General features: G+C 59.1%; 23 protein-coding genes. 12 read left to right on the forward strand and 11 right to left on the reverse strand.

All coding sequences use genetic code 11. The features are described 5' to 3' along the window. Nucleotides 1-55 precede the first annotated feature (55 nt). Nucleotides 56-949 (forward strand): helix-turn-helix domain-containing protein, encoded by an 894-nt coding sequence (locus GA0061103_RS05580; RefSeq protein ID WP_092707832.1) that lies wholly within the window; start codon nt 56-58, stop codon nt 947-949. Between the two features lie 42 nt (nt 950-991). Here GA0061103_RS05580 and GA0061103_RS05585 read toward each other — a convergent pair whose 3' ends face one another. Beyond that, the gene (locus tag GA0061103_RS05585; protein ID WP_092708702.1) at nt 992-1,819 is read right to left on the reverse strand and encodes a helix-turn-helix domain-containing protein; all 828 of its coding nucleotides are present in this window, start codon (nt 1,817-1,819) and stop codon (nt 992-994) included. A gap of 97 nt (nt 1,820-1,916) precedes the next feature. Between GA0061103_RS05585 and GA0061103_RS05590 the strand changes: the two genes are divergently transcribed. Then, the gene (locus GA0061103_RS05590) at nt 1,917-2,846 is read left to right on the forward strand and encodes a phytanoyl-CoA dioxygenase family protein (RefSeq protein WP_245304664.1); all 930 of its coding nucleotides are present in this window, start codon (nt 1,917-1,919) and stop codon (nt 2,844-2,846) included. A 1-nt stretch (nt 2,847) separates the two neighbouring features. Here GA0061103_RS05590 and GA0061103_RS05595 read toward each other — a convergent pair whose 3' ends face one another. Beyond that, entirely contained in the window at nt 2,848-3,480 is a 633-nt protein-coding gene (locus tag GA0061103_RS05595) for a putative nucleotide-diphospho-sugar transferase (protein WP_245304665.1), read from the reverse strand. Between GA0061103_RS05595 and GA0061103_RS35340 the strand changes: the two genes are divergently transcribed. The 8 genes from GA0061103_RS35340 (at nt 3,472) to GA0061103_RS05630 (ending at nt 10,031) form a co-directional block, all read left to right on the forward strand. Continuing rightward, entirely contained in the window at nt 3,472-3,807 is a 336-nt protein-coding gene (locus GA0061103_RS35340) for a hypothetical protein (protein ID WP_245304666.1), read from the forward strand. The two genes, GA0061103_RS05595 and GA0061103_RS35340, sit on opposite strands and share 9 nt — an antisense overlap. A 19-nt stretch (nt 3,808-3,826) precedes the next feature. Beyond that, nucleotides 3,827-3,994, forward strand: a complete 168-nt coding sequence (locus GA0061103_RS34965) for a hypothetical protein (RefSeq protein WP_015342811.1) — start codon at nt 3,827-3,829, stop codon at nt 3,992-3,994. A 307-nt stretch (nt 3,995-4,301) separates the two neighbouring features. Beyond that, on the forward strand, nt 4,302-5,405 hold the full coding sequence (gene sfnG / locus GA0061103_RS05605) for a dimethylsulfone monooxygenase SfnG (RefSeq protein ID WP_092707838.1): 1,104 nt from the start codon (nt 4,302-4,304) through the stop codon (nt 5,403-5,405). 269 nt (nt 5,406-5,674) lie between these two features. Beyond that, on the forward strand, nt 5,675-5,899 hold the full coding sequence (locus GA0061103_RS05610; protein WP_092708705.1) for a hypothetical protein: 225 nt from the start codon (nt 5,675-5,677) through the stop codon (nt 5,897-5,899). A 178-nt stretch (nt 5,900-6,077) separates the two neighbouring features. Beyond that, nucleotides 6,078-7,709 carry a Na+/H+ antiporter gene (locus tag GA0061103_RS05615; RefSeq protein WP_092707840.1) on the forward strand — a complete coding sequence of 544 codons (1,632 nt, stop codon included), beginning with the start codon at nt 6,078-6,080 and terminating at the stop codon, nt 7,707-7,709. Between the two features lie 129 nt (nt 7,710-7,838). Beyond that, nucleotides 7,839-8,129 carry a hypothetical protein gene (locus GA0061103_RS05620; RefSeq protein ID WP_092707842.1) on the forward strand — a complete coding sequence of 97 codons (291 nt, stop codon included), beginning with the start codon at nt 7,839-7,841 and terminating at the stop codon, nt 8,127-8,129. A gap of 51 nt (nt 8,130-8,180) precedes the next feature. Further along, entirely contained in the window at nt 8,181-8,714 is a 534-nt protein-coding gene (locus GA0061103_RS05625; protein ID WP_092707844.1) for a DUF1269 domain-containing protein, read from the forward strand. Nucleotides 8,715-8,933: 219 nt separating this feature from the next. After that, nucleotides 8,934-10,031: an FUSC family protein gene (locus GA0061103_RS05630; RefSeq protein WP_092707846.1), complete on the forward strand. Its 1,098-nt coding sequence runs from the start codon at nt 8,934-8,936 to the stop codon at nt 10,029-10,031. A 43-nt stretch (nt 10,032-10,074) separates the two neighbouring features. Here the strand turns inward: GA0061103_RS05630 and manD are convergent, their stop codons facing one another. Then, nucleotides 10,075-11,277 carry a D-mannonate dehydratase ManD gene (gene manD / locus GA0061103_RS05635; RefSeq protein ID WP_092707848.1) on the reverse strand — a complete coding sequence of 401 codons (1,203 nt, stop codon included), beginning with the start codon at nt 11,275-11,277 and terminating at the stop codon, nt 10,075-10,077. A gap of 30 nt (nt 11,278-11,307) precedes the next feature. Then, a complete protein-coding gene (locus GA0061103_RS05640) occupies nt 11,308-12,621 on the reverse strand; it encodes an MFS transporter (RefSeq protein ID WP_092707850.1) in 1,314 nt (437 codons plus the stop codon). A gap of 152 nt (nt 12,622-12,773) precedes the next feature. Here GA0061103_RS05640 and GA0061103_RS05645 point away from each other — a divergent pair, with 152 nt between their 5' ends. Further along, a complete protein-coding gene (locus GA0061103_RS05645; protein WP_092707852.1) occupies nt 12,774-13,511 on the forward strand; it encodes a GntR family transcriptional regulator in 738 nt (245 codons plus the stop codon). A 71-nt stretch (nt 13,512-13,582) separates the two neighbouring features. On the opposite strand, the gene GA0061103_RS05650 is transcribed toward GA0061103_RS05645, so the two are convergent. From GA0061103_RS05650 to GA0061103_RS05675, 6 genes are read right to left on the reverse strand one after another with little or no spacing between them, the layout of a single operon-like run. Further along, the gene (locus GA0061103_RS05650) at nt 13,583-14,686 is read right to left on the reverse strand and encodes an ABC transporter ATP-binding protein (protein ID WP_092707854.1); all 1,104 of its coding nucleotides are present in this window, start codon (nt 14,684-14,686) and stop codon (nt 13,583-13,585) included. Beyond that, the gene (locus GA0061103_RS05655) at nt 14,686-16,794 is read right to left on the reverse strand and encodes an ADP-ribosylglycohydrolase family protein (protein WP_092707856.1); all 2,109 of its coding nucleotides are present in this window, start codon (nt 16,792-16,794) and stop codon (nt 14,686-14,688) included. Before GA0061103_RS05655 ends, GA0061103_RS05650 begins: the two co-directional genes overlap by 1 nt. A 32-nt stretch (nt 16,795-16,826) precedes the next feature. Beyond that, nucleotides 16,827-17,660: a carbohydrate ABC transporter permease gene (locus tag GA0061103_RS05660; protein ID WP_092707858.1), complete on the reverse strand. Its 834-nt coding sequence runs from the start codon at nt 17,658-17,660 to the stop codon at nt 16,827-16,829. Beyond that, entirely contained in the window at nt 17,657-18,502 is an 846-nt protein-coding gene (locus GA0061103_RS05665) for a carbohydrate ABC transporter permease (RefSeq protein ID WP_092707860.1), read from the reverse strand. Before GA0061103_RS05665 ends, GA0061103_RS05660 begins: the two co-directional genes overlap by 4 nt. 48 nt (nt 18,503-18,550) lie before the next feature. Further along, nucleotides 18,551-19,870, reverse strand: coding sequence for an ABC transporter substrate-binding protein (locus tag GA0061103_RS05670; protein WP_092707862.1), 1,320 nt, complete (start codon nt 19,868-19,870; stop codon nt 18,551-18,553). Between the two features lie 24 nt (nt 19,871-19,894). Next, nucleotides 19,895-20,908, reverse strand: a complete 1,014-nt coding sequence (locus GA0061103_RS05675) for a LacI family DNA-binding transcriptional regulator (protein ID WP_092707864.1) — start codon at nt 20,906-20,908, stop codon at nt 19,895-19,897. A 259-nt stretch (nt 20,909-21,167) separates the two neighbouring features. On the opposite strand from GA0061103_RS05675, the gene GA0061103_RS05680 reads away from it, so the two are divergent. Continuing rightward, nucleotides 21,168-22,313 (forward strand): acyltransferase family protein, encoded by a 1,146-nt coding sequence (locus tag GA0061103_RS05680; RefSeq protein ID WP_092707866.1) that lies wholly within the window; start codon nt 21,168-21,170, stop codon nt 22,311-22,313. Between the two features lie 140 nt (nt 22,314-22,453). Here GA0061103_RS05680 and GA0061103_RS05685 read toward each other — a convergent pair whose 3' ends face one another. Next, the gene (locus GA0061103_RS05685; RefSeq protein ID WP_092707868.1) at nt 22,454-23,692 is read right to left on the reverse strand and encodes a metallochaperone AztD; all 1,239 of its coding nucleotides are present in this window, start codon (nt 23,690-23,692) and stop codon (nt 22,454-22,456) included. Nucleotides 23,693-23,806: the final 114 nt, after the last annotated feature.

The following is a 23,806-nucleotide window of genomic DNA, read 5'->3' on the forward strand; positions in this document are numbered from 1 at the left end:
GACGCTTCGTTGCGGCCATGGACAAAGGAGGCAATTCGCTGGTACTTTTTCGGGTATGTCGCAGAAGCACGAGATTCCGAACTTCTTTGTCTATGGCGTGCCGAGCCGGGCGCTCGACGTCGGATTCCTGCATGTGGAAACGGTCATGGACCGGAAAACGCTGCATTTCGGGCACGTCGCGTCTCATAAACACCCGCTGATGGGCCAGATCACCTATTGGTACAAGGGCGGTGGTCGCTACCGGATTGAGGATCGGACTTGGAATTTTTCGGCTCCAACGATCAGCTTCGTGCCAAGCAACATCATTCATGGATTCGAAGTCGACGATCAGTCCGATGCCATCGTCGTCTCGATCTCGGACGACACGTTGAAGGCGCTGGCACCCCAGGTGGATCTCAGCCTCGACGTGCCGACTTTTCTGTCAGCTCATCCACGCGACCCTTCCTGGCAGAGGGTCGATGCGCTGCTGCAAATGGTCAGCGTCGAGTATCGCGAGCGCGGCGGCCAAAGCGAAAAGGTCATGCTGGGGCTGATCGGCGTCGTGCTGTCGCTGATGAACCGCCTCGGCGGCAGCGCCGCGCTGCCCTCGGCCTCGCCGACCGTGGCGCTCGCACTCGCGCTGCGCAGCGCCGTCGATCGGCATTACAAGAGCGATTGGCCCGTATCCAACTATGTCGACCTGCTCGCCACGACGCCACATCTGCTCGATAAGGCGGCGCGCGAGGTGTTCGGCCACAGCGTCAAGGAAATGCTTTTGGACCGGCGGCTGCTGGAAGCCAAGCGCCTGCTGATGTTCACCATCCGCTCCGTCGAGGACATTGGCCGCGAGGTGGGCTTTGAAGATCCGGCCTATTTCTCGCGCTTTTTCCGCAAGCGGGTGGGCGAAGCGCCGGCGGCGTGGCGGCGCCGGAATCTGGAGCGGGAGCCATCGGGTAATGATGCGGCATAATAAGGGCCGGTCGTTGCGACATGTTCGACATATCTTGATCCATCAGCTTCTCCGGTAGCGGGCACGGAATTCGCGCGGTGTGCAGTTTTCGCGCTCGTGGAATAGCCGGGAGAAGTAGAACGGATCATCGAATCCGACTTTTGAGGCTATGATCTCGATCTTGTCGTCCGTCATCGCCAGCAGCTCCTTGGCACGGTCCATGCGCATGCGAAGCTGAAAGCCCTTCGGCGGCAGCCCGACTTCCGTCGTGACTTTTCGGCGCAGCGTTGCGGGTGACATGCCATGTTCAGCGGCAAAAGCCGCCATATCGAGGGATTGTGTTGCTCTTTGGCGAAGCGCTTCGATGATTTCGCCGATATCCGAGCCTTGCTGGCGGGAGGGAACCGCCTGGCTCGCCTGCCGCGCTGCCAGAATGACGATCTGATGAAGAGCGGCTGCGGCAGCGGCCCTCGACAGATTGGTATCTTCGATGAGATCGCCTTGGATCGTGCCAAAGAGACGCTGCACACTATCGAGATTGCGAAGGATGGTGATCGGATTCTGCTCGCTGATGAGGCGCAGGCGCAGGAAGTCACGCACGAGAGAGCCTTCGAAAAGCGCCCATCGCTCGCTCCAGCCTCCCGCGTCGGGGCCGTACGAATGCTGGCGGTTCGGGAAGAGCCAGAAGAGCGCTGGGCCTTTCACGCTTCTGCGGCCGCCGGCATCCGTTTCGAGAAAGCCCTGGCCGTTTTCGACCAGAACCACCGCATAACTCGGCAACTTTCGTGCCCTGACGGCATGCATGGCATGCTGCCTGCCGCTGCCGGTGACCGCCAGTCCTCCGGCAGCGGCAAGTGGCGAGCGGTAGATGGCATGTGTTGTCGGTTTCATGATGAGCGAAAAGTCCAGTATCATTTTCGCCCATGTAGTGAAACATCGCTGACTGCTAGATTCAATGGGCAATCAATTCAAACCATAGGCGAGTGAAATGTCGATTCCCATGCAGACCATGCTCTCCGGCGAGAGCGCACTCAACCTTGTGGCCAATGGAAAGGTTCTCTCCACTGCGCCCCATCGGCTCGGTTATCTCACCCCGACCGATCCGGGCATCGGTGTCGAGGCAATCCGCCGCCTTTACGAACAGAACGGCTATGTATGGCTCAAGGGATTTCTGCCGCGCAGCGATGTGATCGAGTTTCGCGGCTGGGTCTTCGGCCATATGGCGAAGACAGGGCTGATTGAGGAGGGAACGGACCCGAGGGATGGAATATCGTTTGCTTCGGCGCCGGAAAGCCGGGACGTCGACCGTTGTCTGATGTCGCTCGTGCGCTCGGTCGCCTACGAGGGCTTTTGCGCGCAACCGCGCCTTTCGCGCTTCATGGACGAATTCCTGTCGGGCATCTCTTATCTGCACAAGCGCAAGATCATGCGCCATGTCCGCCCGGGAACGACGACGGCGACGCCAGCGCACTATGATCTGGTTTATCTTCGCGGCGGCACCAGCCGAATCGTCACGGCATGGATACCGATCGGCGATATCCCGATCGAAATGGGCGGGCTGACCTATCTGGAGGGATCGCACGCGATCGGCCTCGACATGGAGCGGGAGTTTGGCGAAAAGAACAGGGATCTTAGCCCCGAAGAGCGCGTCAGCGCGTTCAACCGCAATATGACGGAGGGTGGCTGGGTTTCGAAGGATCTGCCCGACATGGCGGAACGCTTCGATACGCGCTGGCTGGTCGCCGACTATGAGGCAGGCGACGTCATGCTCCATTCACCCTTCATGATCCACGCCTCGACCACCAACCAGGACGGGCAGCAGCGCCTACGCCTCTCCACCGATATTCGCTATCAGAACGTCGAGGACGAGATCGATGCCAGGTGGAACAACCATTGGACGCTCGGCGACATGCTGTGATTCAGGTTTGATCCTGTTGCAGGCTCGTTCGAAGCGCGCCCCAATTGTCACCGTTTAGGACGCGCTCGATTTCCTCGACCCGATCGCGGCGGCGCTTCAGGCGTTTGCCGATGCGACCAAACCAGCGTTTGCGCTTGGTCGCCTCGCGGCTCGCCTGCAGCTGCTCGATGAAGACTTCGCCGACAGACCCATTTTCGACCCGATCGAATATCCAGCAGAAGGAGGCAGGCAATTTAGCCACCTTGAATTGCGGTTTCGCGCTTGCGGCATCCTCGGCGATGATTTCCTCCAGAACGACCTGGTCCCACACGTCAGGCTTGGCAAGGCATCCTTCCCGCCAGCGCTCGATGAGTTGCGCCGCGCCAGGCGTATCGTTGACGAGAATGGTCGCGCTGATGAGGCGCTCATCGGCTTCATAATAGACTGCAATGTCGCATTCGAGTTTACGAAGCTCCGGCCAGGGATTGCGATGGAAGACGGCATCGACGTCGACATAAAGCATAGGCCCGCGCAGCCTCGCCCTTTCCTGCAGCAGGAAGCCGGGTTTCAGCCCGGCATTCAGTACCCAGCTGCCGGCGCTGGGCACTGCCGTTGCATATACCTTCAGCCCGATCCGCTCCGCGGAATGGGCCATACGCTCCTTTTCCTGCTCGTAAAAACTGCCCTCGGTAAAAAACGCCACAATCGGGCCATCGGCGGTCGTTGCCTGGGATTTGCGTTCGGGCAGATCCTGTGCCGCTGGGAATGGGACAATCAATGCACGCTGCTGCGGGCTCCAGGGACGAATTTTATTGAGGATATTCAAGAAGGCACCTTCGGGGTTTGTGAGCTTCAATCGAATATCCGCCACCCCGAAGCGTTGCGGACAAGATTGAGAGTTTGGAGGAATGGAGCATTTAATCTGGCCAATTTTGGAAACGTCGCACGGGCGACGTCCGTACCGGATTGGCAAACCGTTTGATCTTCGCTAATCGATTGTCATGTCCGATAATGTCATCAAGTTTGAACGTCGTCCGAAGCCGAAACCGCCGAGACAAACGCCTCCCTGGCTCAAGCGTTTGTTGGCGATCCTGGCCGTCATTGCATTTTTCGTAGCAGCCTTTGCTTATTTCACGCTGAAGAGCGGCGCAGCCGGCCCAACATTCTAATCAGCTCGCGATCTATGCGATCTTGAGTCGATTGCCTCGTCAGGTATCGGGACGGCGGGTGCTTTGATTTGCCCGTTTTACGGCCGCATTATGGCCTTTGGCGACCGTTCCACTTTTAGGCCCCAAGCTTCCTTCTCATGTCATCGTCCCCCATCGAGCGAGGTTCGCAACGCAGCTTTTTCGCAAAACAGCTGAAACTTGGGATGGGTTTGTTCGATAATCTATAAAATCTACAGAGTATAATCGTGATGGGTTGGGATCTTCATCCTTGTGCTCGGCAGAGGACAATTCAAACCGGGAGATATCAATGAGCGATGCGAACAGAGACGCTTTGAAATTTGCCTATTGGGTGCCGAACGTGTCAGGCGGGCTGGTCATTTCGAACATCGAGCAGCGCACCAGCTGGACGATCGACTACAACAGAAAGCTTGCACAGATCGCCGAGGCGAGTGGTTTCGACTATGCGCTGAGCCAGATCCGTTTCACCGCCGGCTATGGTGCCGAATATCAGCATGAATCCGTCTCCTTCAGCCATGCTCTGCTGGAGTCGACAACCAAGCTGAAAGTCATTGCGGCGATCTTGCCCGGCCCATGGACGCCGGCGCTGGCGGCCAAGCAGATCGCCACGATCAACCACCTGACCAATGGCCGCGTCGCGGTCAACATCGTCAGCGGCTGGTTCCGCGGTGAATTCCAAGCCATTGGCGAGCCATGGCTCGATCACGACGAGCGCTATCGCCGCTCGGAAGAGTTTATTCGTGCGCTGCGTGGCATCTGGACGGAGGACAGCTTCACCTTCCGCGGCGATTTCTATCGGTTCACTGACTATTCTCTGAAGCCGAAGCCGATCGATCCGCAGCCAGAAATCTTTCAGGGTGGCTCGTCGCGCGCGGCCCGCGACATGGCCGCGCGCGTATCCGACTGGTATTTCACCAATGGCAATACGCCCGCGGAGATTGCCAGGCAGGTGGACGACATCCAATCCAAGGCGAAAGCGAACGGCCATCATGTGCGCATCGGCGTCAACGCCTTCGCGATCGTGCGCGAGACGGAAGAGGAAGCCAAGGCGGTTCTTGCCGAGATCGTCGAGAAAGCCAATCCTGAAGCCGTCAAGGCATTCGGCCATGAGGTGAAGAACGCCGGCAAGGCCTCGCCGGAAGGCGAGGGCAACTGGGCGAAATCCTCCTTCGACGACCTCGTCCAATACAATGACGGTTTCCGCTCCAACCTGATCGGCACGCCGCAGCAGGTTGCCGAGCGCATTATCGCTCTGAAGCAGGCCGGCGCCGATCTGATCCTTCTCGGCTTCCTGCATTTCCAGGAAGAGGTCGAGTATTTCGGCAAACACGTCATTCCGCTGGTGCGTGCGCTCGAGGAAACTCGGGATGCTGTTGCCGTAGCGGCGGAATAATTCTCTTTAGATCATTTCGGGCGCTGCTCGATCGACGTTTCCGGAGCCGGGTGCCATTCGCGATGGCGCCCGGCATCAGCCGCTTGTGGGCGCGCCACATCAAATCACGAAAGGTTTTCTCCCGATCACGCTGAACCAGAACAAAAATATATCAATCACTTATGCAGGCAGGCGTGGACGTTCATCCTATCGATGCTGGTGGAAGTGCCGTTGTCGCTTTCTATATTCTCAGATGTTCATGGTCTGACGAACAGGAAGAGGAGCGGGATATGACATTGACCTCGCAAGACGTCACCTCCGTACTCGGCCCTGTGGACGAGACGCTGATCGCAGAGATCGTTGCGACGGGCGCTACGCCGACAGAGCTTTCGGAAGCTTGGGCCTGGGTCAATAGCGATGAGGCATTGATCGGCGAGGGGCGACACCTGCCTGCAGGAACCGTCGCAACCCTGGTGGATCTGCTTTCGGCCGACGACGAAGAATGGGAGGAATAGAAGAGCGATCGGGCATAGCGCGGTTTGCTTTATAAAGCTGCGCCGGCCCAGCCGGAGCAATGCTGTACTTCTCATTTCCGGCTGAGTTTGTTTTAAAGAACGCAGAGGCTGAGGCACGCCGATGGCGATCATCGGAAGCCTTGATACTGCATGGGTGTGTCAAGCGAAGGGCAGGGTAATGGAAATAATCACCACGACACTCGTCCTTCTGCTGGCGATCGTCGTCAGCGGTGCGATTTCCCGAGCAATACCCATCATCCTGCCTTTGCCCCTCATACAGATAGCTCTGGGGGCCATTATCGGCCTGTCGGCCGATCTCAGCGTGAGGCTCGATCCCGAGATTTTCTTTCTGCTGTTCCTGCCGCCGCTGCTCTTCCTCGACGGATGGCGTATCGCCGCCGACGAGCTGAAGCAGGACATGAATATCGTGGTGGAACTGGCCCTGGGGCTTGTCGTCTTCACCGTTCTTGGCGCCGGTCTGCTCATTCACTGGATGATCCCGGCAATGCCGCTTGCCGTCGCCTTCGCGCTCGCGGCCGTCATTTCGCCGACAGATCCGATTGCGGTATCCGCGATCGCGCAGCGGGTGCCGATCCCGCCGCGCATGATGCACATACTTGAAGGCGAGGCCCTGCTGAATGACGCATCCGGCCTCGTTTGCCTGCGATTTGCAATCGCCGCGGCTCTGACGGGCAGTTTTTCGCTCTACGACGCCGCGCTCAGCTTTCTATGGACGGCATTCGGCGGTCTTGCGATCGGCGTCGGTGTGACATGGAGCATCACCTGGCTGACCACACGCATATCGCGACGCTATGGCGAGGAGAGCGGTTCGGAAATTCTGGTCAGCATCCTCATCCCATTTGCAGCCTATCTCATCGCCGAGCAGCTGCATTGCTCCGGCATTCTTGCGGCGGTTTCGGCGGGAGTGACCATGAGCGTCGCCGAAAGCTCGGGTCATGCCATGGCGGCGACCCGGGTGCGCAGAAACTCGGTGTGGGATATGATCCAGTTCGCGGCGAATGGCACCATCTTCGTCCTTCTTGGGGAACAGCTTCCGTCGATCGTGGAAAAGGCGTCCGCGACGGTTGAGGTAACCGGGCATCAGGGACTGTGGTGGCTTGCTATCTATGTCGTCGGTCTCGCCTTCGGCCTCGCCGCCTTGCGGTTCACCTGGGTCTGGTTGTCGCTTCATCTGACGCTGTTTCGACAGAGGCGGCAGCGTCCGACCTCGCCAAACTGGCGCATCCTGGCGGCATTCTCCTTTGCCGGCGTGCGCGGCGCAATCACGCTTGCCGGTGTGCTCACCTTGCCATTCACCCTGAATGACGGCTCGCCTTTTCCTGCCCGCGATCTTGCGATCTGCCTGGCGATGGGCGTCATCATCATGTCGCTGATCCTGGCGACGCTTTTCCTGCCGCCGCTTCTGAAAAATCTCGAACTCCCGCAAGATACCAAACATGAGGAGGACGAAGTGGCCGCACGGGTCGACGCGGCAAGGGCCGCGATCACCGAAATCGCGCGCCTGCAGCACTCGCTCTCCAAGGGACAGGAGGATGCGGATCTTTATGTGGAAGCCGCTTCACGTGTCATGGAGCTTTATCGCGAGCGCATCCGCAACCAGACCGGCGGCGGCGAGGAGGTGGCGCTCTCCAAGCGGACCATGCGCATCGAATTGGAGCTGAGGCTGGCGGCCGTTCGTGCCGAGCGAACGGAAATCTTCCGCAAGCTGCGGGCCAGGCAGCTCGGCAACGAAGTTGCTGCAAAGCTCGTGCGGGAACTGGACTTGCTGGAGGCGCGATATGCGAGCTGATTTTACGATGTCGCGGCCGGCAGGTTGGGCAAGAAGGGAACCTTGAACCCGAATTTGCGTCTTCCTACGTGAGTAGCAGTCGAGGCTTCATGAGATCGGCTGCAATCACGTCTGTTAGGAGTGACCAAAATGGAAGATAGAACCAGAACCATCGAAGACCTCAGCGTCGAAGAGCGCGAGGAAATCCTCATCGACGCCGCACGGACGCTGGAGGGCAACGCACGCGAGGCTCTCGTCGAAGGCAATCAGCAAATTGCGGCGCTTTCCACCAATATGGCGGAAGCGATCCGCATCTATGCTGACGAACTGGCCCGCGACGATCCCGAACAGGCGGAAGAGTTGCTGCAGCAGGCTGTCGCAATGATCTCGCAGTTCAATGCTACTCATCCTTACCGGTTGATCAGCACGGCTGTCCACTGACCGGCCCGATGCCCTACTTCTTGTCCCGACAACACGACCTGGAGGATTTCGATGTCAGAACTCATAGTGCTTGGTTTCGATGATGCCGATAAGGCGGATGCTGTTCTCAATCGTCTTGTTCAGCTCGAAAAGGAATATCTGATCGATCTGGAAGATGCCGTCATCGCCGTTCGCGACGAGTCCGGCAAGGTCCGTCTCAAGCAGAGTGTCAATCTGACAGCGGCCGGTGCCGCAAGCGGCGGCCTTTCGGGTGCGCTATGGGGTTCACTCGTTGGCCTGATCTTCCTCAATCCTCTTGCTGGCCTGGTCGTCGGCGGTGCGATCGGTGCCGGATCCGGTGCTCTCGCCGGATCGATGGCCGATTACGGCATCGATGACGGCCTCATCGAGAAGCTCGCCGAAACCATTCCGGTGCATAGCTCCGCGCTCTTCCTGCTGATCCGCAAGGTTCAGCCCGAGAAGGTGCTTGCCGAATTCAAGGGCGAGCATGCACGGCTGTTGCGCACCTCGCTTTCACCGGATCAGGAAGCACGGCTGCGTCAGGTTCTCGTTGAGGAGACCTCGCCGACGTCCGCCACGGTTTGAGCGTAAAATCCGATCCGTAACCATCAGTCAAAGCCGTGCTTCCGAAGAGGGGCACGGCGAGACACTGGGTCATTTGCCGTTATTCGCTCTCCTTCCATATCAGGCCGAATACTGCCATTGTAAATCGCGGGTTCATCCCGCGATTGGCGTAGCAGCAGGGGGAGGGGCAAGACCCTAACGGCCATTGTCAGCATACGTTTTCAGACCAAAAGTTGCGCGATGACCGAGCCCGTATCGTCTCAAAGCCAGCCCCCGCCAAAGCCCAGGACATCGCTGATCCAGACCAAGCGCGCTGCTGTGCAGGCATTGCGGGTCATGATCGCCTGCACGATCACCTACGCCGTCTCCCAGCTTCTGCATCTTCAGCAAGGCTATTGGGCCGTCTTCACCGTGCTGATCGTCATGCAGGCATCCGTCGGCGCCACGGCTGGCATGGCTGTCGACCGTCTGGTGGCCACCGTCGCAGGGGCCGTGCTTGGAGGGGCGGCAGTGTTCGTCACACCGCACGAGCCGCTCGCTATCGGGATCGCGCTTATCTGTGTCGTCGGCTTTTCGAGCTTTGTGGCGGCACGCGTGCCTCGCTTGCGCAATGCCGGGTTGACGGCGGCGATCGTCATGCTGACCCATTCCGCCGCCGTTCCTGTCGAGATTTTCGTGATCGACCGCATCGCCGAGATCACGTTGGGCGGTGTCGTCGGCGTGCTCGCCAGTCTCTTCATCCTGCCGACGCGTTCGCGGACCATGGTGCTCGATCGTTTCGGATCGGCCCTTGATGTTGCGGCGCAGATATTGCGCACTCTGGCAACCGCAGTCGAAAAGGGTGAAGCCGTCTCGGCAACGGAAGCCAATATCGCGCTGCGTCAATCGCTGATGGCAACGGAAACGCTTTTGACCGACGCCCAGCGCGAGCGCGCCTTCTGGTTGACGAAGCATGGGATTTCGGAAGCCATCCCTCGTTCGCTCTGGCGCATTCGCAACGACATGACCTATGTCAGCCATATCATCGAGACGCCCTTCCCACCGGCTATCGTCGAAGCGATCGGGCCGCAGGCGGCAGGAGTGCTCGAGGCGCAGGCCCGTTTCGCCGAGGCATGCGGCCGGGCACTGCGCACCGGCGCGGAGATCGACGCCGAGGTGCTCTCCACCGGAGACGCGGCTTTCGAAGCCGCTTTCAGTGCCTTGCGGAATTCTACGGAGGCCCAGTCGATGGGCTTCAGCGAAACCGGCCGTCTGTTTGGCCTTGATTTCACCTTGCGCCGGATGCGGCAGAATTTTTTGGATCTTGCCGACCGCATCCGCGAAAGCGATGTCAATTGAAGGGATCAGCCGGCTTGGAAAAGCCGGTCGATCTTCAAAACAATCACCAGCTCCACATGGTTCCGTCCGAAAGTCGCGCAACGTCCAGATAGGCCTGCCGATACGGATATTTCTCGGCAGCCTTCTCGTCGATGTCGACGCCGTGACCCGGCTTTTCGCCGCTATAGAGATGGCCGTCCTTCAGATGCCATTCGTGCGGGAAGACATTCTTCGCCTCGTCGGGATGGAAGGCATATTCCTGAATTCCGAAATTCGGCACCCAGCGATCGAAATGCAGTGCTGCCCCCATGGTGATCGGCGACATATCGGCAGCACCATGGCAGGCGGTGCGGATATGATAGAGGCCGGCGAGATCGGCGATGCGCCGCACATGGGTGATGCCGCCGGCATGCAGCGGCGTCGTACGGATATAGTCGATCAGCTGTTCCTGGATCAGCTGCCGGCAATCGTGGATCGAGTTGAAGACCTCGCCGAGCGCGAGCGGCGTGGTGGAGTGCTGGCGGATGAGGCGGAAGGATTCCTGATTTTCGGCCGGAACGGCGTCCTCGAGCCAGAAGAGTCGGTGGCGTTCCACCTCCTTCGCAAGCCCTGCCGCTTCCTGCGGCGTCAGGCGGTGGTGAACGTCGTGCAGCAGGTGGAGATCATAGCCGAAGCGATCGCGCAGATGGTCGAGAAGCTTCGGCAGGAACCGCAGATAGGTCGGCGTATCCCACAGCGTTTCGCGCGGCTTGTCTTCCGCCTGGGCCAGCGAGCCGACCTTTTCGACGCCGTAAGTGACCGGCAGGCCGGGAACTGCGCTCTGCACGCGGATCGCCTTCCAGCCCTGTTCCTTGAAGGCGGCAACCTTGTCACCGGTCTCTTCGATCGTCTCGCCGTTGGCATGCGTATAGGTCAGCATATGCGTGCGGCTGGCGCCGCCGAGCAGCTGGTAAAGCGGCATGTTGGCTGCCTTGGCCTTGATGTCCCACAGCGCGACGTCGATAGCGGCGATCGCCGCCATGGTGATCGGGCCGCGGCGCCAATAGGCGCCCTTGTAGAAATACTGCCAGATGTCCTCGATCTGCGATGCATCGCGACCGATGAGGCAGGGGACGAGGTGATCCTGAAGATAGGAGGTAACGGCCAGTTCGCGGCCATTCACCGTGGCGTCGCCGATGCCGTAAATCCCTTCGTCCGTCTCGATCTTGAGCGTGACGAAGTTGCGTCCGGGCGAGCAGACGATGACCTTCGCATTGGTGATTTTCATGGGAAACCTTTCTTGGTCTTAAAAACGAAATCAGGCCTTCGGATCGGGAATCTGCTCGATGCGGCCGAGGACGAAGACATAGGAGACGATGCCGATCGCCAGCATCACGCCGGCTAGAAGGAAGGCGCGGCTGAAGGACTGTGTTGCGCCGACGATGAAGCCGGTGATGATCGGTGCGGCGATGCCGGTGACGCTGTTCAGGAAGTTCATGATGCCGCCGACCGTGGCAGCGCCGCCCTTCGGGGCGATCAGCGCAGGAATCGACCATCCGGCCGGTGCCGCCGCGGCAAGGCCGCTCAGTGAAATGGTGATCCAGAGGATGGCCCAATAGGGATCGGCGGTGAGGCCGGCACCGACGACAGCAAGGCCCATCAGCATGCCGAAGACGATGATCGTCTTGCGAACCTTGGATTCGTCGTGGCCCTTGCGGATGAGATGATCGATCAGCCAGCCGCCGATCAGAAGATCCGACATCGTCGCGAAGATCCAGGGGATCGTCGTGAAACTTGCCGATTTCAGGATGTCCATGTGCATCTCTGAGACCAGATAATTCGGCAGCCAGAAGATGAAGAGGGCGAAGGCATAGCCATAGGCGGCAAAGCCGATCGAAAGGCCCCAGACTTTGCGATTGCGCAGGAGATAGCCGAGCATGCCCACGGCGTTGGCGGAGGCTTCGCCTTCCTGGGCCGCGCCGCCCGCCTTAATATAGGCCCGCTCCTCGTCGGAAAGGTTTCTGTCGGCGCTCGGGTCGCGGTAAAACAGCCAGAATAGCGCGAAGAAGACGAAGCTGATGATCGCTGTCGCGATGAAACCGCCGCGCCAGCCGAAATGCAGCATCAGGAAAGCGACCAACGGAATGGCGATGACGTTGGAGAATTTCGCGGCCGCATCGAAGAGCGCGGTGGCCAGGCCCCGCTCATGGCGCGGAAACCAGTAGCCCGTAGCCTTCGAATTGGCCGGGAAGCCAGGAGTTTCGGCCACGCCGAGGAGCATGCGCGAGAGAAAGAGCGTCTGCATGCCTGTCGAGAAAGCCGTGATGATGGAGGCGACACCCCAGGAGAAGGTGCTCCAACGCATGACGCGTGTCACGCCGAAGCGGTCAAGCAGCATGCCGACGGGGATTTGCAGGAATCCGTAGGTCCAGCCGAAGGCGCTGAACAGGATGCCCATCTCTGCCGGGCCGATGTGAAAATCGTCCTGAATGAGCGGCGAAGCGACCGTCAGGTTCACCCGGTCGAAATAATTGACGAGAACGCCGAGCGCGAGAAGCGCACCGATCCACCAGCGTCGATTGGTGGATGGCCGGCGCATGGCGCCAACGGTCGATGTGTGTTCGATTGTCATAAATCCCTCCCTCAAAGAAATATCACGCTAGTAATCTGAAATTTCACATGAGGCAATGATTTTGATATAAGCAGCCAAAAGTCAATGCCGCTCTCTGTGAATCGGGCGGGAGAGACAGTGGTGAATTCGAGCGGGAAAAGATCGACAGCGCGATGATGAAGAAGGAAAAGCAGTCTCGAAGCCTGTCGGAGGAGGCTTACGATCGCCTCGAAAGCATGATCGTTTCCACCGAACTGTTGCCGGGTGCGCGCTATACGATCCAGCAATTGCAGCAGCAATCCGGCCTTGGCCGTACACCGGTTCACGACGCGGTCAAGCGCCTTTCCGCCAACCAGCTCATCCATGTCAGCCCGCGCTCTGGCCTGCGGATCGCGCCGGTCAATCTGGCGCAGGAGCGGACATTGCTTCCCTTGCGTACGGAAATGGAGGCGATTGCCTGCGGGCTTGCGACGGAGCGGGCGACGCCTCAGGATCACAAGATCCTCAGAATCTTCATTGCCGATCTGGAGGCTTCCAAGGCGGAACTCAGCCTTGAGCGGTTCAATGTCACCGATCGGCTATTGAACAGGGCAATCTTGACGGCATCCGGAGAGCCGTTGCTGGCAAACACCCTCATTCCACTCCAGACGCTCTATCGCCGCACCGGATGGATCTATCATACCTATCTCGGCCCTGGCGCTCCGATGGAGACGACTGTCGAGAGCCATATATCACTGCTGCGCTTCATCGTTTCGGGAGACTGCGTCCGCACGGAGAAGTTTGTGCGCGAGATGATGGAAGACCTGGGCAATATGTTGTTGAAGGTGCGTCAGTCGATCGATCCGGCAACACTCGATGTTAGTCTGGCTGATATGGCCGTAAGAACTGGCGTTGCCGGCCCGATCAACTGATCGAGCAGGTATACCGGCAAATTCGACATGGGCGCCGGGCCAATGCGCCGCCTTGCGGCGGCGCTTTGGCGTCACGAATGTTGCAGGCTTCGTTCGGTGGCTTTGTCGGTCAGCCGGCGCCCACCGGCATCGAAAAGGCAGATCCGTTCCGTGCGCGGCTGCAGCCAGATCGTCTCCTCCGGTTCGATATCGAGCCGATCATGGAAGACGGTAACGATCGTCTGCCCGCCCACCGTCGCCGTTATATGCGTTTCGGAACCGAGTGGCTCGACGACGATCACGCGGGCGGGAATGCCGGCATTTTCAGGCGCAAGCGTGAAATATTCCGGCCGGATGCCGTATACGCCTTCGGTGCCGGAAATCCTGGGAGCATGGTCGGGTAGGGGCAAAAGCACGCCTTCATTGGTCTTGAAGACAGGCCTTCCACCGTCAGTGTCGAAGCGCCCATTCAGGAGGTTCATGGCCGGCGAGCCGATGAAGGCGGCGACGAAGGTGCTTTGCGGATTGTCGTAAAGTTCGAGTGGTCGCCCGATCTGCTCGATATGGCCACCGTTCATGACGACGATGCGATCCGCCATGGTCATCGCCTCGACCTGGTCGTGGGTGACGTAGATGGTCGTCGTCGCCAGACGCCGATGCAGACTCTTGATCTCGGCGCGCATGGCGACGCGCAGCTTCGCATCGAGATTGGACAGGGGCTCGTCGAACAGGAAGACCTGCGGGTTGCGGACGATCGAGCGGCCCATGGCGACGCGCTGGCGCTGGCCGCCGGAGAGTTGGCGGGGATAGCGCCCGAGCAGGTCGGTGAGGCCGAGGATCTGCGCGGCATGCGCCACGCGCTTCTGCTTCTCGTCCTTGGATGCGCCGGCAAGCGTCAGCGAAAAGGCCATGTTTTCGGCCACCGTCATATGCGGGTAGAGCGCATAATTCTGGAAGACCATGGAGATGTCGCGTTCCTTGGGCGGCAGATTGTTGACGACGCGCCCGCCGATGCTGATCGTGCCGCCGGTAATGTCTTCAAGGCCGGCAATCATTCTGAGCAGCGTGGATTTCCCGCAGCCTGATGGCCCAACGAGAACGACGAATTCGCCGTCGGCAATGTCGGCAGAGACACCGTGGAGAATTTCCACGGCGCCATAGGCCTTGCGTGCCGTATCGATGGTGACTGTCGCCATCATACCCCTCCGATCCGGATCTCGTTCGACGACAGGGCGCCTTCATGGACGAGCAGGCCGACGCCGCCGTCACGGAAGGCATCGGCAGCGGTATCTTCCGCCGTCACCGACACGCCGTCAGCCTCGAAGGTGATGCGCGCGCCCTGCGCCGAAACCTTCATGGCGATATGCTTGTCGAACTCGGTCTTGAAGGCAGTTTCGGCAAGAACCTTGGTGTCCTCGTCGCGCACCTTGACGATCTGCATCTTGCCGTCGCGCGTCACGCGGGCGCCATAGTAGCGGCGCAGGCCCTGGGCGCGGATGGCAAGGCCGCCGTAATTGCCGAGGTGGATCATCACCTGACCCGAGGCCTGGTAGTCGGTCCATTGGCGCGTGCCATGGATGATGATGCCTTCGCCGCGGTTCTGCGCGATGCGGAAGGCGGCAGGGAAGCGCTTGGAGAAGAAGCTTGCGCCATTCACCCAGGCCATGCGCCAGAAGTCACCATCGCCGGCGGGACGCTTCAATGTCAGCTTGGGCGCGCCGTCCCAGCGGAGATAATCGACGAGCAGGCGGCCATCGGCACGCTTGCCGGTGCCGCTCATGGCGACGCCGATTTCGGCGATCGGCTGGCCGTCGGTCTCGGGAAGGACCCATTCGAGAACGGCCTCGGAGCCTGGCTCGAGGACGAGCGGAGCAGAGTCAATGTCCTTTAGCTGGTCGCGCCCGTCATAAACGCGGACACGCAAGCGCGCTTCGATTGTACCGCGGTTCTGCGCGTCGGCCTTGATACGTGCCTTCAGCGTCTGACCGGGATAGACAAGTGGTGTCGCCATCAGGTCGTAGGTGCGCATGTCGAGCATTTCGCGTGGCGAGAAGGTCGGCGTCGTCACTACGGCGCTTTGTGCTGGCCCGAGGGCTTCGTAATCGATCGTCAGCGCGCGGCCGCTTTCGAATTCGGTATTGCCGACCCGCACGCCGCTTGCCGCGTCGAGACCCGTCAATGGGCGGAAGCCCTGTTGGCTGCCCGGAAGCGAGAAATGAAACTGCGCACCATCCTTCGGGGCATCGAGCGACTGATGGCCGGCAAGCTGGAGACCGAGATTGGTCAGGAAATAAGCCTGCCGCACGGCATCGTTGATGGAATTGCCGCCGTCGGCCGAAGAGATCAGCATGCGGTCGGCGATGGGGCCACGGAAGTCCGGCCCTTCCGCCAGCCCGTCGAGGCCGTTCATGATGCCGAGCAGGCAGCCGACATTGCCGGCATTGCAATCGGTATCCCAGCCCGACGTATTGACGATCATCTGCGCCTTCTGGAAATCGTGCGGTGCATAAAGCACCGTCATGATCATCAGCGCGTGATTGGGCATGATATGGCAATTGCCGGGATATTTGTCGTAGCCGTAATGGTCCTGGATCTTCTGGCGGGTATCGCGCCAATCGGGATGAGCCTTGTGCCAGGCCCTGATGTCGGCAATCAGTTTGGCGATCTGGCTGTCGCTCGGGATCTGCTTCAGGCCGGTATCGATCAGATGGTCGATGTCGGAGGAGGTGAAAGCCTCGGCCTCCATCGCAGCCCACAGCATGGCGGCATAAACGGATTCGCCGTCGTGGCTGACCTTGCCGGCCTGTTCTGCAAGCTTGGCCGCGAGTTCCGGCTGGCCGGGCGCCACCATCGCCCATCCGTCGATGAAGATCTGCGCGCCGATCTGTTCGGCGACCCCCTGGCCATTGGTGGCGATCGAACCGGAATGCGGTGCGGGCACGCCCTTCTTCAGATTCAGCCAGGCGGTGTGTTCGGTGGAATTGCCATTGCCACCCCACCAGAGGATGGCGCGTTCCTCGACGATGTAGTTGAGCCAGGCCTTGCCGATTTCTTCGGCCGAGAGGTTCGGCTTGATACCATAGTCCTCCAAAGCGCGGATGAAGGTGAAGGTGCCGGCGACATCGTCGTCGGTGACGACGAGTGGCTGGTTCAGGCGCTCATGCACGTAATATTCGATAGGCCCGAGCTCTTCCATGATCCTCTGGTAGGTCCATCCCTCGAAAGGACGGCCCAGATAGACGCCGACGAGCTTGCCCAGGACGCCAGCATAGACACGTTCGAGATAATCGTTCGGAAGCTGCATTGCTCACTCCATAGATTGTTTGGAAAAATCGCTCAGCCTTTGACCGAGCCGCCGGCCATGCCTTCGATGAAGCGCTTCTGCATGAAGACAAAAAGCACCACGACAGGCACGACGATGATGAGGGCTGCGGCCATGATCTCGCCCCAGTCGGAGCTGTACTGGCCGGACAGCAGGAAGAAGGCGATGACGGCCGTCATGTTCTGTTGCTTCTGCAGGAAGGTCGTCGCGATCAGGAACTCGTTCCACGAATTCAGACCGATGATCAGCGCGACGGTCAGGATGCCCGGCGAGACGATCGGCAGCATCACCCGCCAGAAAACCTGCCAATGCGTGGCGCCGTCGACGATCGCTGCCTCCTCGAGCTCTTTCGGAACCGCAAGGAAATAGGTTCTGAGCAGCATCACGGCGAAGGGGCTGTAAAGCGCGGTATAGATCAGCGCCACGCCGAAGATGTTGTTGATGAGCCCGAGCTTGGCGAAGCCGAAATAGAGCGGGAAGATGTAGAGCTGGATTGGCGCGGTCGTCGTTGCGAGCAGGTAGAAGGTGAAGATCTTCCAGCTTTTGATCTTGCGGCGCGCGATCACATAGGCCGTCAGCGACGATGTCGTGCAGACGAGCGCAATCGTCGTGCCGGAGACGATCAGCGAGTTGATGAAGGTCTGCGAAAATTTCGCGTGGTTCCAGGCATTGGCGAAATTCTGCCAGCGGATCGGCTGCGGCAGTCCGAGCGGGTTCTGCACGATCTGAGCCGCAGGCTTTAGCGAATTCAGCACCAGCAGCGCGATCGGAAAAAGCGCAAGGAAGGCAAAAATGGCCAGAAGAATATAGCAGACCCAAAGGGTCAGACGGCTTTCCACGAGCCTCATTGTTCGCCCTCCTTGGTTTGAATACGCACGTAAAAGAAAGTGCCGATCAGTCCGAATAGGCTGATGACGAGGGCCGCGGCCGCTGCTTGGCCGACATTGAGGTCGTAGAATGCCTTGCGATAGGCCAGCGTCGACAACAGCTCGCTGGAGAAAGCTGGGCCGCCTTGGGTCAGGATGTAGACGAAATCGAAGGCAAGGAACGACCAGATGACGGTCATGATCATCATCAGCGTGATCGTCGGCCGGATGCCGGGAAGCAGCACATAACGCATCATCTGGAAATAGGTCGCGCCTTCGATGCGGGCGGCCTCGATTTGTTCCTGCGGCACCTGGCGGAGTGCGGCAAAGAAGATGACGCTGAGAAAGCCCCACCAGTGCCAGAGGTCAACCGTTGCAACGCCGAACAGCGCGATCGGCGGCTGCGTCAGCGGATTGGGGATCGGCAACCCGTACTTCTTGAGGAGACCGAAGACGCCGGTCACCGGGCTATAGATCATGCCCTGCCAGATGCGGGCCGTGATCGCGGTGGCGATGACGACGGGCAGGAAGTAGATGACTTGAAAGAAATTGCTGCCACGGCGCACGATCAATAGCATCGAGGCGGCCAGCAAACCCATGAGGATCGGTACGATCAGGAAGACCAGCGTCCAGATGATGTTGTTGCCGAGCGCCAGCCAGAAGACGCGATCGGCAGCAAGCGTGCGAAAATTGTCGAGGCCCGCAAAGGTGGGCGGCGAAATGCCATCCCAGTTGCAGAAGGCAAGCGCGACCGTCAGCAGAGCGGGCACGAGAACGATGACGATGTTGATGAGCATCGTCGGAACGAGATAAAGTCGGTGCATGTTGTCCTCCGGAGAGGGCGGCGCCTTATGCGCCGCCCTGCGGCCAGATCAGGTGCGGGCCGGAACGGCTGGTGCCTTGCCGGCATCGCGTTCCTGCTTGAAGGTCTCGTCGAGCTTCTTCAGGAAGTCGGCGGACGTGGTTTTCTTTAGCCAGACCTCTTCCATGCCGCTGACCAGATAAGTGTCCGTGGCAGGTGGCAGGAAGGTCCAGGTGGTGTAGCCGTATTTGCCTGCAGCGACCGCGGTGGCGAGTTCCTTCATCGCCGTCTCGTAAAGAGGCAGTACCTTGTCGGAAAGCTTGACCTTGGAGAGATCGGCCAGGGGCAGGTTCCATTCGCCCTGCCAGACCGAATTCATCTTGCTGTAGTAGTCGTCCGTGAACATGTAGTCGAGAACGGCAGCGGCGCCATCCGCATTGCCTGACTTGGCGTTGATCGAGAGTGTCGAGCCGATGCCGAGCGCGAAAATCGGATCGCCTTTCTCGCTCGGGAAGCCGACGAAGCCGGGTTCCGCGTTATTTTGCGGGAAATAGGTCTGGACGTTGGTGAAATTCCATGTACCGGTCGGCGCCATGCCGGCCTGGCCGCTGGCGATCTGTGCGAAGGCCTGCTCCAGCGTCAGCGAGAAATAATTGTCGCCGAAATAGCCCTTGTCCCACCATTCGGCGAGCTTGTCGATCGAGTGGACGAAGGCAGGGTCTGTCCATGGGATGGCGCCCGTTAGCGCTTTGTAGACATTCTCGGGTCCCGCAATCGAGTTGATGGCGATCGAGACATAATGCTCGTTGGCCGGGCGCCAGTCGGCATTGCCGGCACCGAACGGGGTCAGGCCCTTGGCTTTCATCTCGTCGGCAAGCGCCTCGAAATCCGATATCGTCGTTGGCACCTTCCATTTGTTCTGGTCAAACAAGGTCTTGTTGTAGAAGAGGCCGAGCGTTTCGTATGTCTTCGCGAGCGCGTAGAGCTTGCCGTTGTAGCGGCCGAGATCGAGGAAGAGCGGCAGCAGACGCTCGTCCCATCCGTATTTCTTGGCGTAGTCGTCAAGCGGCATAAGCTGACCGGCCTGTGCCATTGCCGCGACATAACTCGGGCCGGCCGTGAAGACGACATCGGGGCCGGTGCCGGCCAGCATCGCGACGCGCAGCTGCTTGTCGAGATCCGAGCCGCGGAAGTCGATGCTAAGGAGGTCTTCAGGATGTGCCGCATTGAACGGGTCGATCAGAATGTTCTTGAGGTTATCCTGGTTCTCCGGCGAAGCGGATTCGTACCAGAAGGATATGGGCTTCTGATCCGCCGCGAAGGTGAAGCGGGACATAAGCGGCAGGGCGGCCAGGCCGAAGCCGGCTTTCAAAACTGTACGTCTGTGCATCGGTTTTCTCCTCCCGATTTGATTTTATTTGTTGCTCGTCGAACCTCTGACGATGAGATCGAAGGGCATTTCGACGGCGGTTCCAACACCGGTCTTCTCCCCGCGCAGGCGCTCCATCAGCGTCTGCGCGGCACGTTCTCCCATTTTCCATTGAAACTGCGCGACCGTCGTCAGTGTCGGGGTCACGAGCTTGGCGGCGGAAATATCGTCGAAACCGACGACGGCGATATCCTCGGGAATGCGGATGCCGCGTTCGCGCAGTGACTGCATCACCCCGATCGCCATCAGGTCGTTTGCGGCGAAGATGGCCGTCGGCCGAAAATCGCCGCTAAGAATGCTCTCGGCCGCGCGAATCCCGCCCATCTCGGAAAATTCGTCGTCGATGACGACGTGATCGGGATGGCCGAACTCTGCGAGCGCCTTACGGTAGCCCTCGATACGGTGAGCCTGCGGACCGCCGCGACCGGCAACGAGCGCGATGCGCTTATGGCCGAGGCCCAGCAGGTATTCCGTCACCGTCTGCGCCGCCGCCTTGCTGTCGACATAGATATCGTCGATAGGGATTTCGCCGCCGCTCTTCCTGGATGATTCAATTCTCACTATGGGAACGCCGGCCTCGATCAAGGGATTGAAATCCTTGGCTTTCAGCGTGAAGAAGACGCCGATCACGCCATCGACGCGCCCCTGCCGAGCCCAATCGAGAAAATGGCGTTCGCGCTCCGGAGTGCCGTCCGTATTGACCGTGATCACATCGTAGTTCAGGCCATCGGCGATAGACTGAATGCCGCGTATCAAAGACGGATAGAACGGATTGGTGATGTCGGGCACGATGCAGGCGATGGTCATCGAGCGGCTCGTCTTGAGGGCCTGCGCAAAACGGTTGGGTACGTAGCCGAGGTCCTTTGCCGCCTTTGTGATGCGCTCCCACGTTTCCGCAGGGATGGATGCCCCACCGCCGCTCAGCACCATGGAAACGGTTGCTTGCGAGACCCCCGCAGCCCTTGCGACATCCTTTTGCGTTGCTCGTCCGTTTGTCATCGCTCGCTTTGCTTATACGTATTAGTTATACGTATTAATAAAAGCTCGCTAACCAAGTGTCAAGCGCACCCCCATCGGGCTCTGTCCATGCTTTGGCTGAAAGGCTCTGGTGCCTCGAAGAGTTGTCGTTAGTCGATATGGGCGTTCGCTCCAGGCGCTTTGGCCGGCTCGGCCAAGCTTCAGAGAGACTTACCCCAAGCGAAATTTTGAGCAGTTCGCTACATAATCAATTAATGGCTGAAATTTAAAATACGGAAATATGGAGAGACCATCACGTCGGCATGATCTGGATTTTGTCAGGGTGGCAGCATTTATGCTGCTGATCGTCTACCACGTCAGCCTGATTTATAATTCGAAAAACTTCGTGCTGAAGGCGCCGGACAGCTCCCCCGCCTTCGATATAATCCATTTGCTGACACATCCATGGCGGATGACGCTCTTGTTTTTTATTTCGGGAGCCGTGACGGGCATACTGCTCGTTAAGTATCCCCCCGGTGCCTTGAGAAATGCACGGACAAGACAATTACTGGTACCCTTTCTGATAGGTATGCTGTTTCTGATTCCGCCTCAGATCTATGTATTCCTGAATGCCAAGATGGGAGTGCAGATCAGCCTCTCTGAGGTCTTTTTGCACTATGTAACTTTGACTCCGGTTTCCCTGCCGGACGGCAAAGAGACGCTGTTTGCCGGCATGCAGCATCTTTGGTATCTCGCCTACCTCTGGAGTTATACCGTGATCGTCACGCTTGCCTTGACTGTATGGCCGCGGCTATTGCCTTATGTGGGAGATCGGCTGGTGCCCTGGCTTACAGGCAAATGGGTGCTGATAGCTCCGGCTTTATTGTTCATCGGACTGCGGCTGATATTGAGACCGGTTTTCCCCCCGACGCAGAACCTTTTGACCGATTGGTACAGCCACACCGCCTATATGGCTGCATTCCTGATGGGTGTCGTGATGGCAACGCGCGACGGTTGCTGGGATGCGATCGTCAACATGCGGAAGCTGGCGCTCATCTTGGCCGTCGCTTGCGCGCTGGCCTTGGTGTGCCTGTTTCCCAGCCTGCCATCCAGCGACCCAGAAATGTGGCGGCTCTATGCTGGGAGAATGCTTGGCGGGACGTTCCAATGGTGCGCGATCGTTGCCGTTCTCGGTTATGCAAGGATTTGCTGCCGATCGGAAAACGCGGTGATCCGCTATCTCAACCGGGCGGTTCTTACCTATTACGTTCTTCACCAGACAGTCATGCTGCTGATCGCTTACGAACTGAACCGTACGGGTTTTTTGTCTGCCGCAGCCTTTATCCCGATTGCAGTCGCCACGTTGGCGATCTGTGCTGTGCTCTATGAGCTCAAGATTCGTCTGGAAATCATTGCGAAAGCCATGCTTCACCCGCATGCTGCCTGACAGCGCGGACAGGTGAGTCGGGGCTGTGTTCTCGCCGATCTCCATGTTCGAGAGCCGGTCGAACAACAGGCTCTCGTTGCAATCATCTATACCTGCAGCGCGCCGCGCTCCCTTCGAGTTGTTTCTCGTATTTTAGCGTCTCAATGCACTGCTCCCGATCCGCCGGCCGCAACGATAGCAAAGGGCTGCCCCTCGACGGGGATGTTGCGGACTTCCTTCAGCGATTGGTTATCGACCATACGCACGAGGCTGTGGCGCGGATCGGTAATGGCGATGAGGTTGCCGGCGACCGCCAGGCGAGGCCGCGGATCGCGCCAGTGACCGTCCTTGCTGTAAGCTTCGGTAACTGTCTCGGATTTCACGATTGCGCCTTTCACGACATCCAGAAGATGCAGATTGCCGTCCTCGGTGAGAATGTAGGCGATCTGTGGCTTTGCCGGATCGAGCACGAAATCGACCCGCCGTGTCGGCAGTTCGATCAGCTTGTAGGGTTGGTCAGAATTGTCCGGATCGATCAATACGACGTTCTGCTCGCCGTAATTGCCGAGGAAGAATTGCATGGACGTGCCGCCGAGTAGTGTCGAGACCTTGCCCTTTGGCAGGGAGGAGCCATAGGCGAGCATCTCGACCTTTGGGCCGTCGATACCGCCAGGGCGAGCGATCAGGACACCTTCCTCGCAGCCGAAGGCAATCAGCCGGGCGGAGGTCGCTTCCCCATGAAGCCCCGTGCAGCGCTTGATATCGCCGACCTGCTCTCCCTTTCGGTCCAACACGCGCAAGCCGAGGCGCGGGGGCAATTCACCTTCCTTGACAGGTGCCTCCATGTTCGGTGCCGACACGAGAAGATGGTTGCCCATCGGAACGGCAACGCCGTGGTGGGCGGCGATGGTCCGGAATGAACGAATGTCAGGTTTGCCTTCGATAAGGCCACTTTCGGACAGGAGGTCGAACTTGTCGTCGCGGTCATAGAAGATCGCGACATCGTTGCCGTGCGTCACCACATGCCCGGGCTTTTCGCCCTTGATCGATGCTGGAAGCAGTTTCGGATCGGAAAGCTCGATGTCGCGATGTTCGCCATGATCGGAGAGGGATATGCCGGTCGCAATCGCTTGGACCACGTTCTTTTCGCCTTGCACGGCAAATATGGTGCGGCCGGATTGACTGAGAGACAGCGAGGCATAGCCGTCAAGATCGAATAAGCCGATTTCCTTGCCACTTGAGGCATCGATCGCGCGGACGATCGGCAGGCTGTGATCGGTGACGAATAGTCGCCAGCTTTCCGTCTCCTTTTCGTCATCGGCAAACGACGGAAAGGGAAGCAGCAAGGCGCAAGCCAAGGATGAGGCTGCAAGGAGGATACCAGAGCTTGTGTTTGGCATGAAGGGTCCTTTATGTAATAACATTACATGAGCAACGTAATGAAGTAACACTGCATCTGTCCAGCCCCTATGCACGCGTCAGGCGAGATCGTCGGAGTTCATCAACATCGAAAT

It is taken from the genome of Martinezella multihospitum (assembly GCF_900094585.1).
In the GTDB taxonomy this organism is placed as follows: Bacteria; Pseudomonadota; Alphaproteobacteria; order Rhizobiales; family Rhizobiaceae; genus Rhizobium; species Rhizobium multihospitium.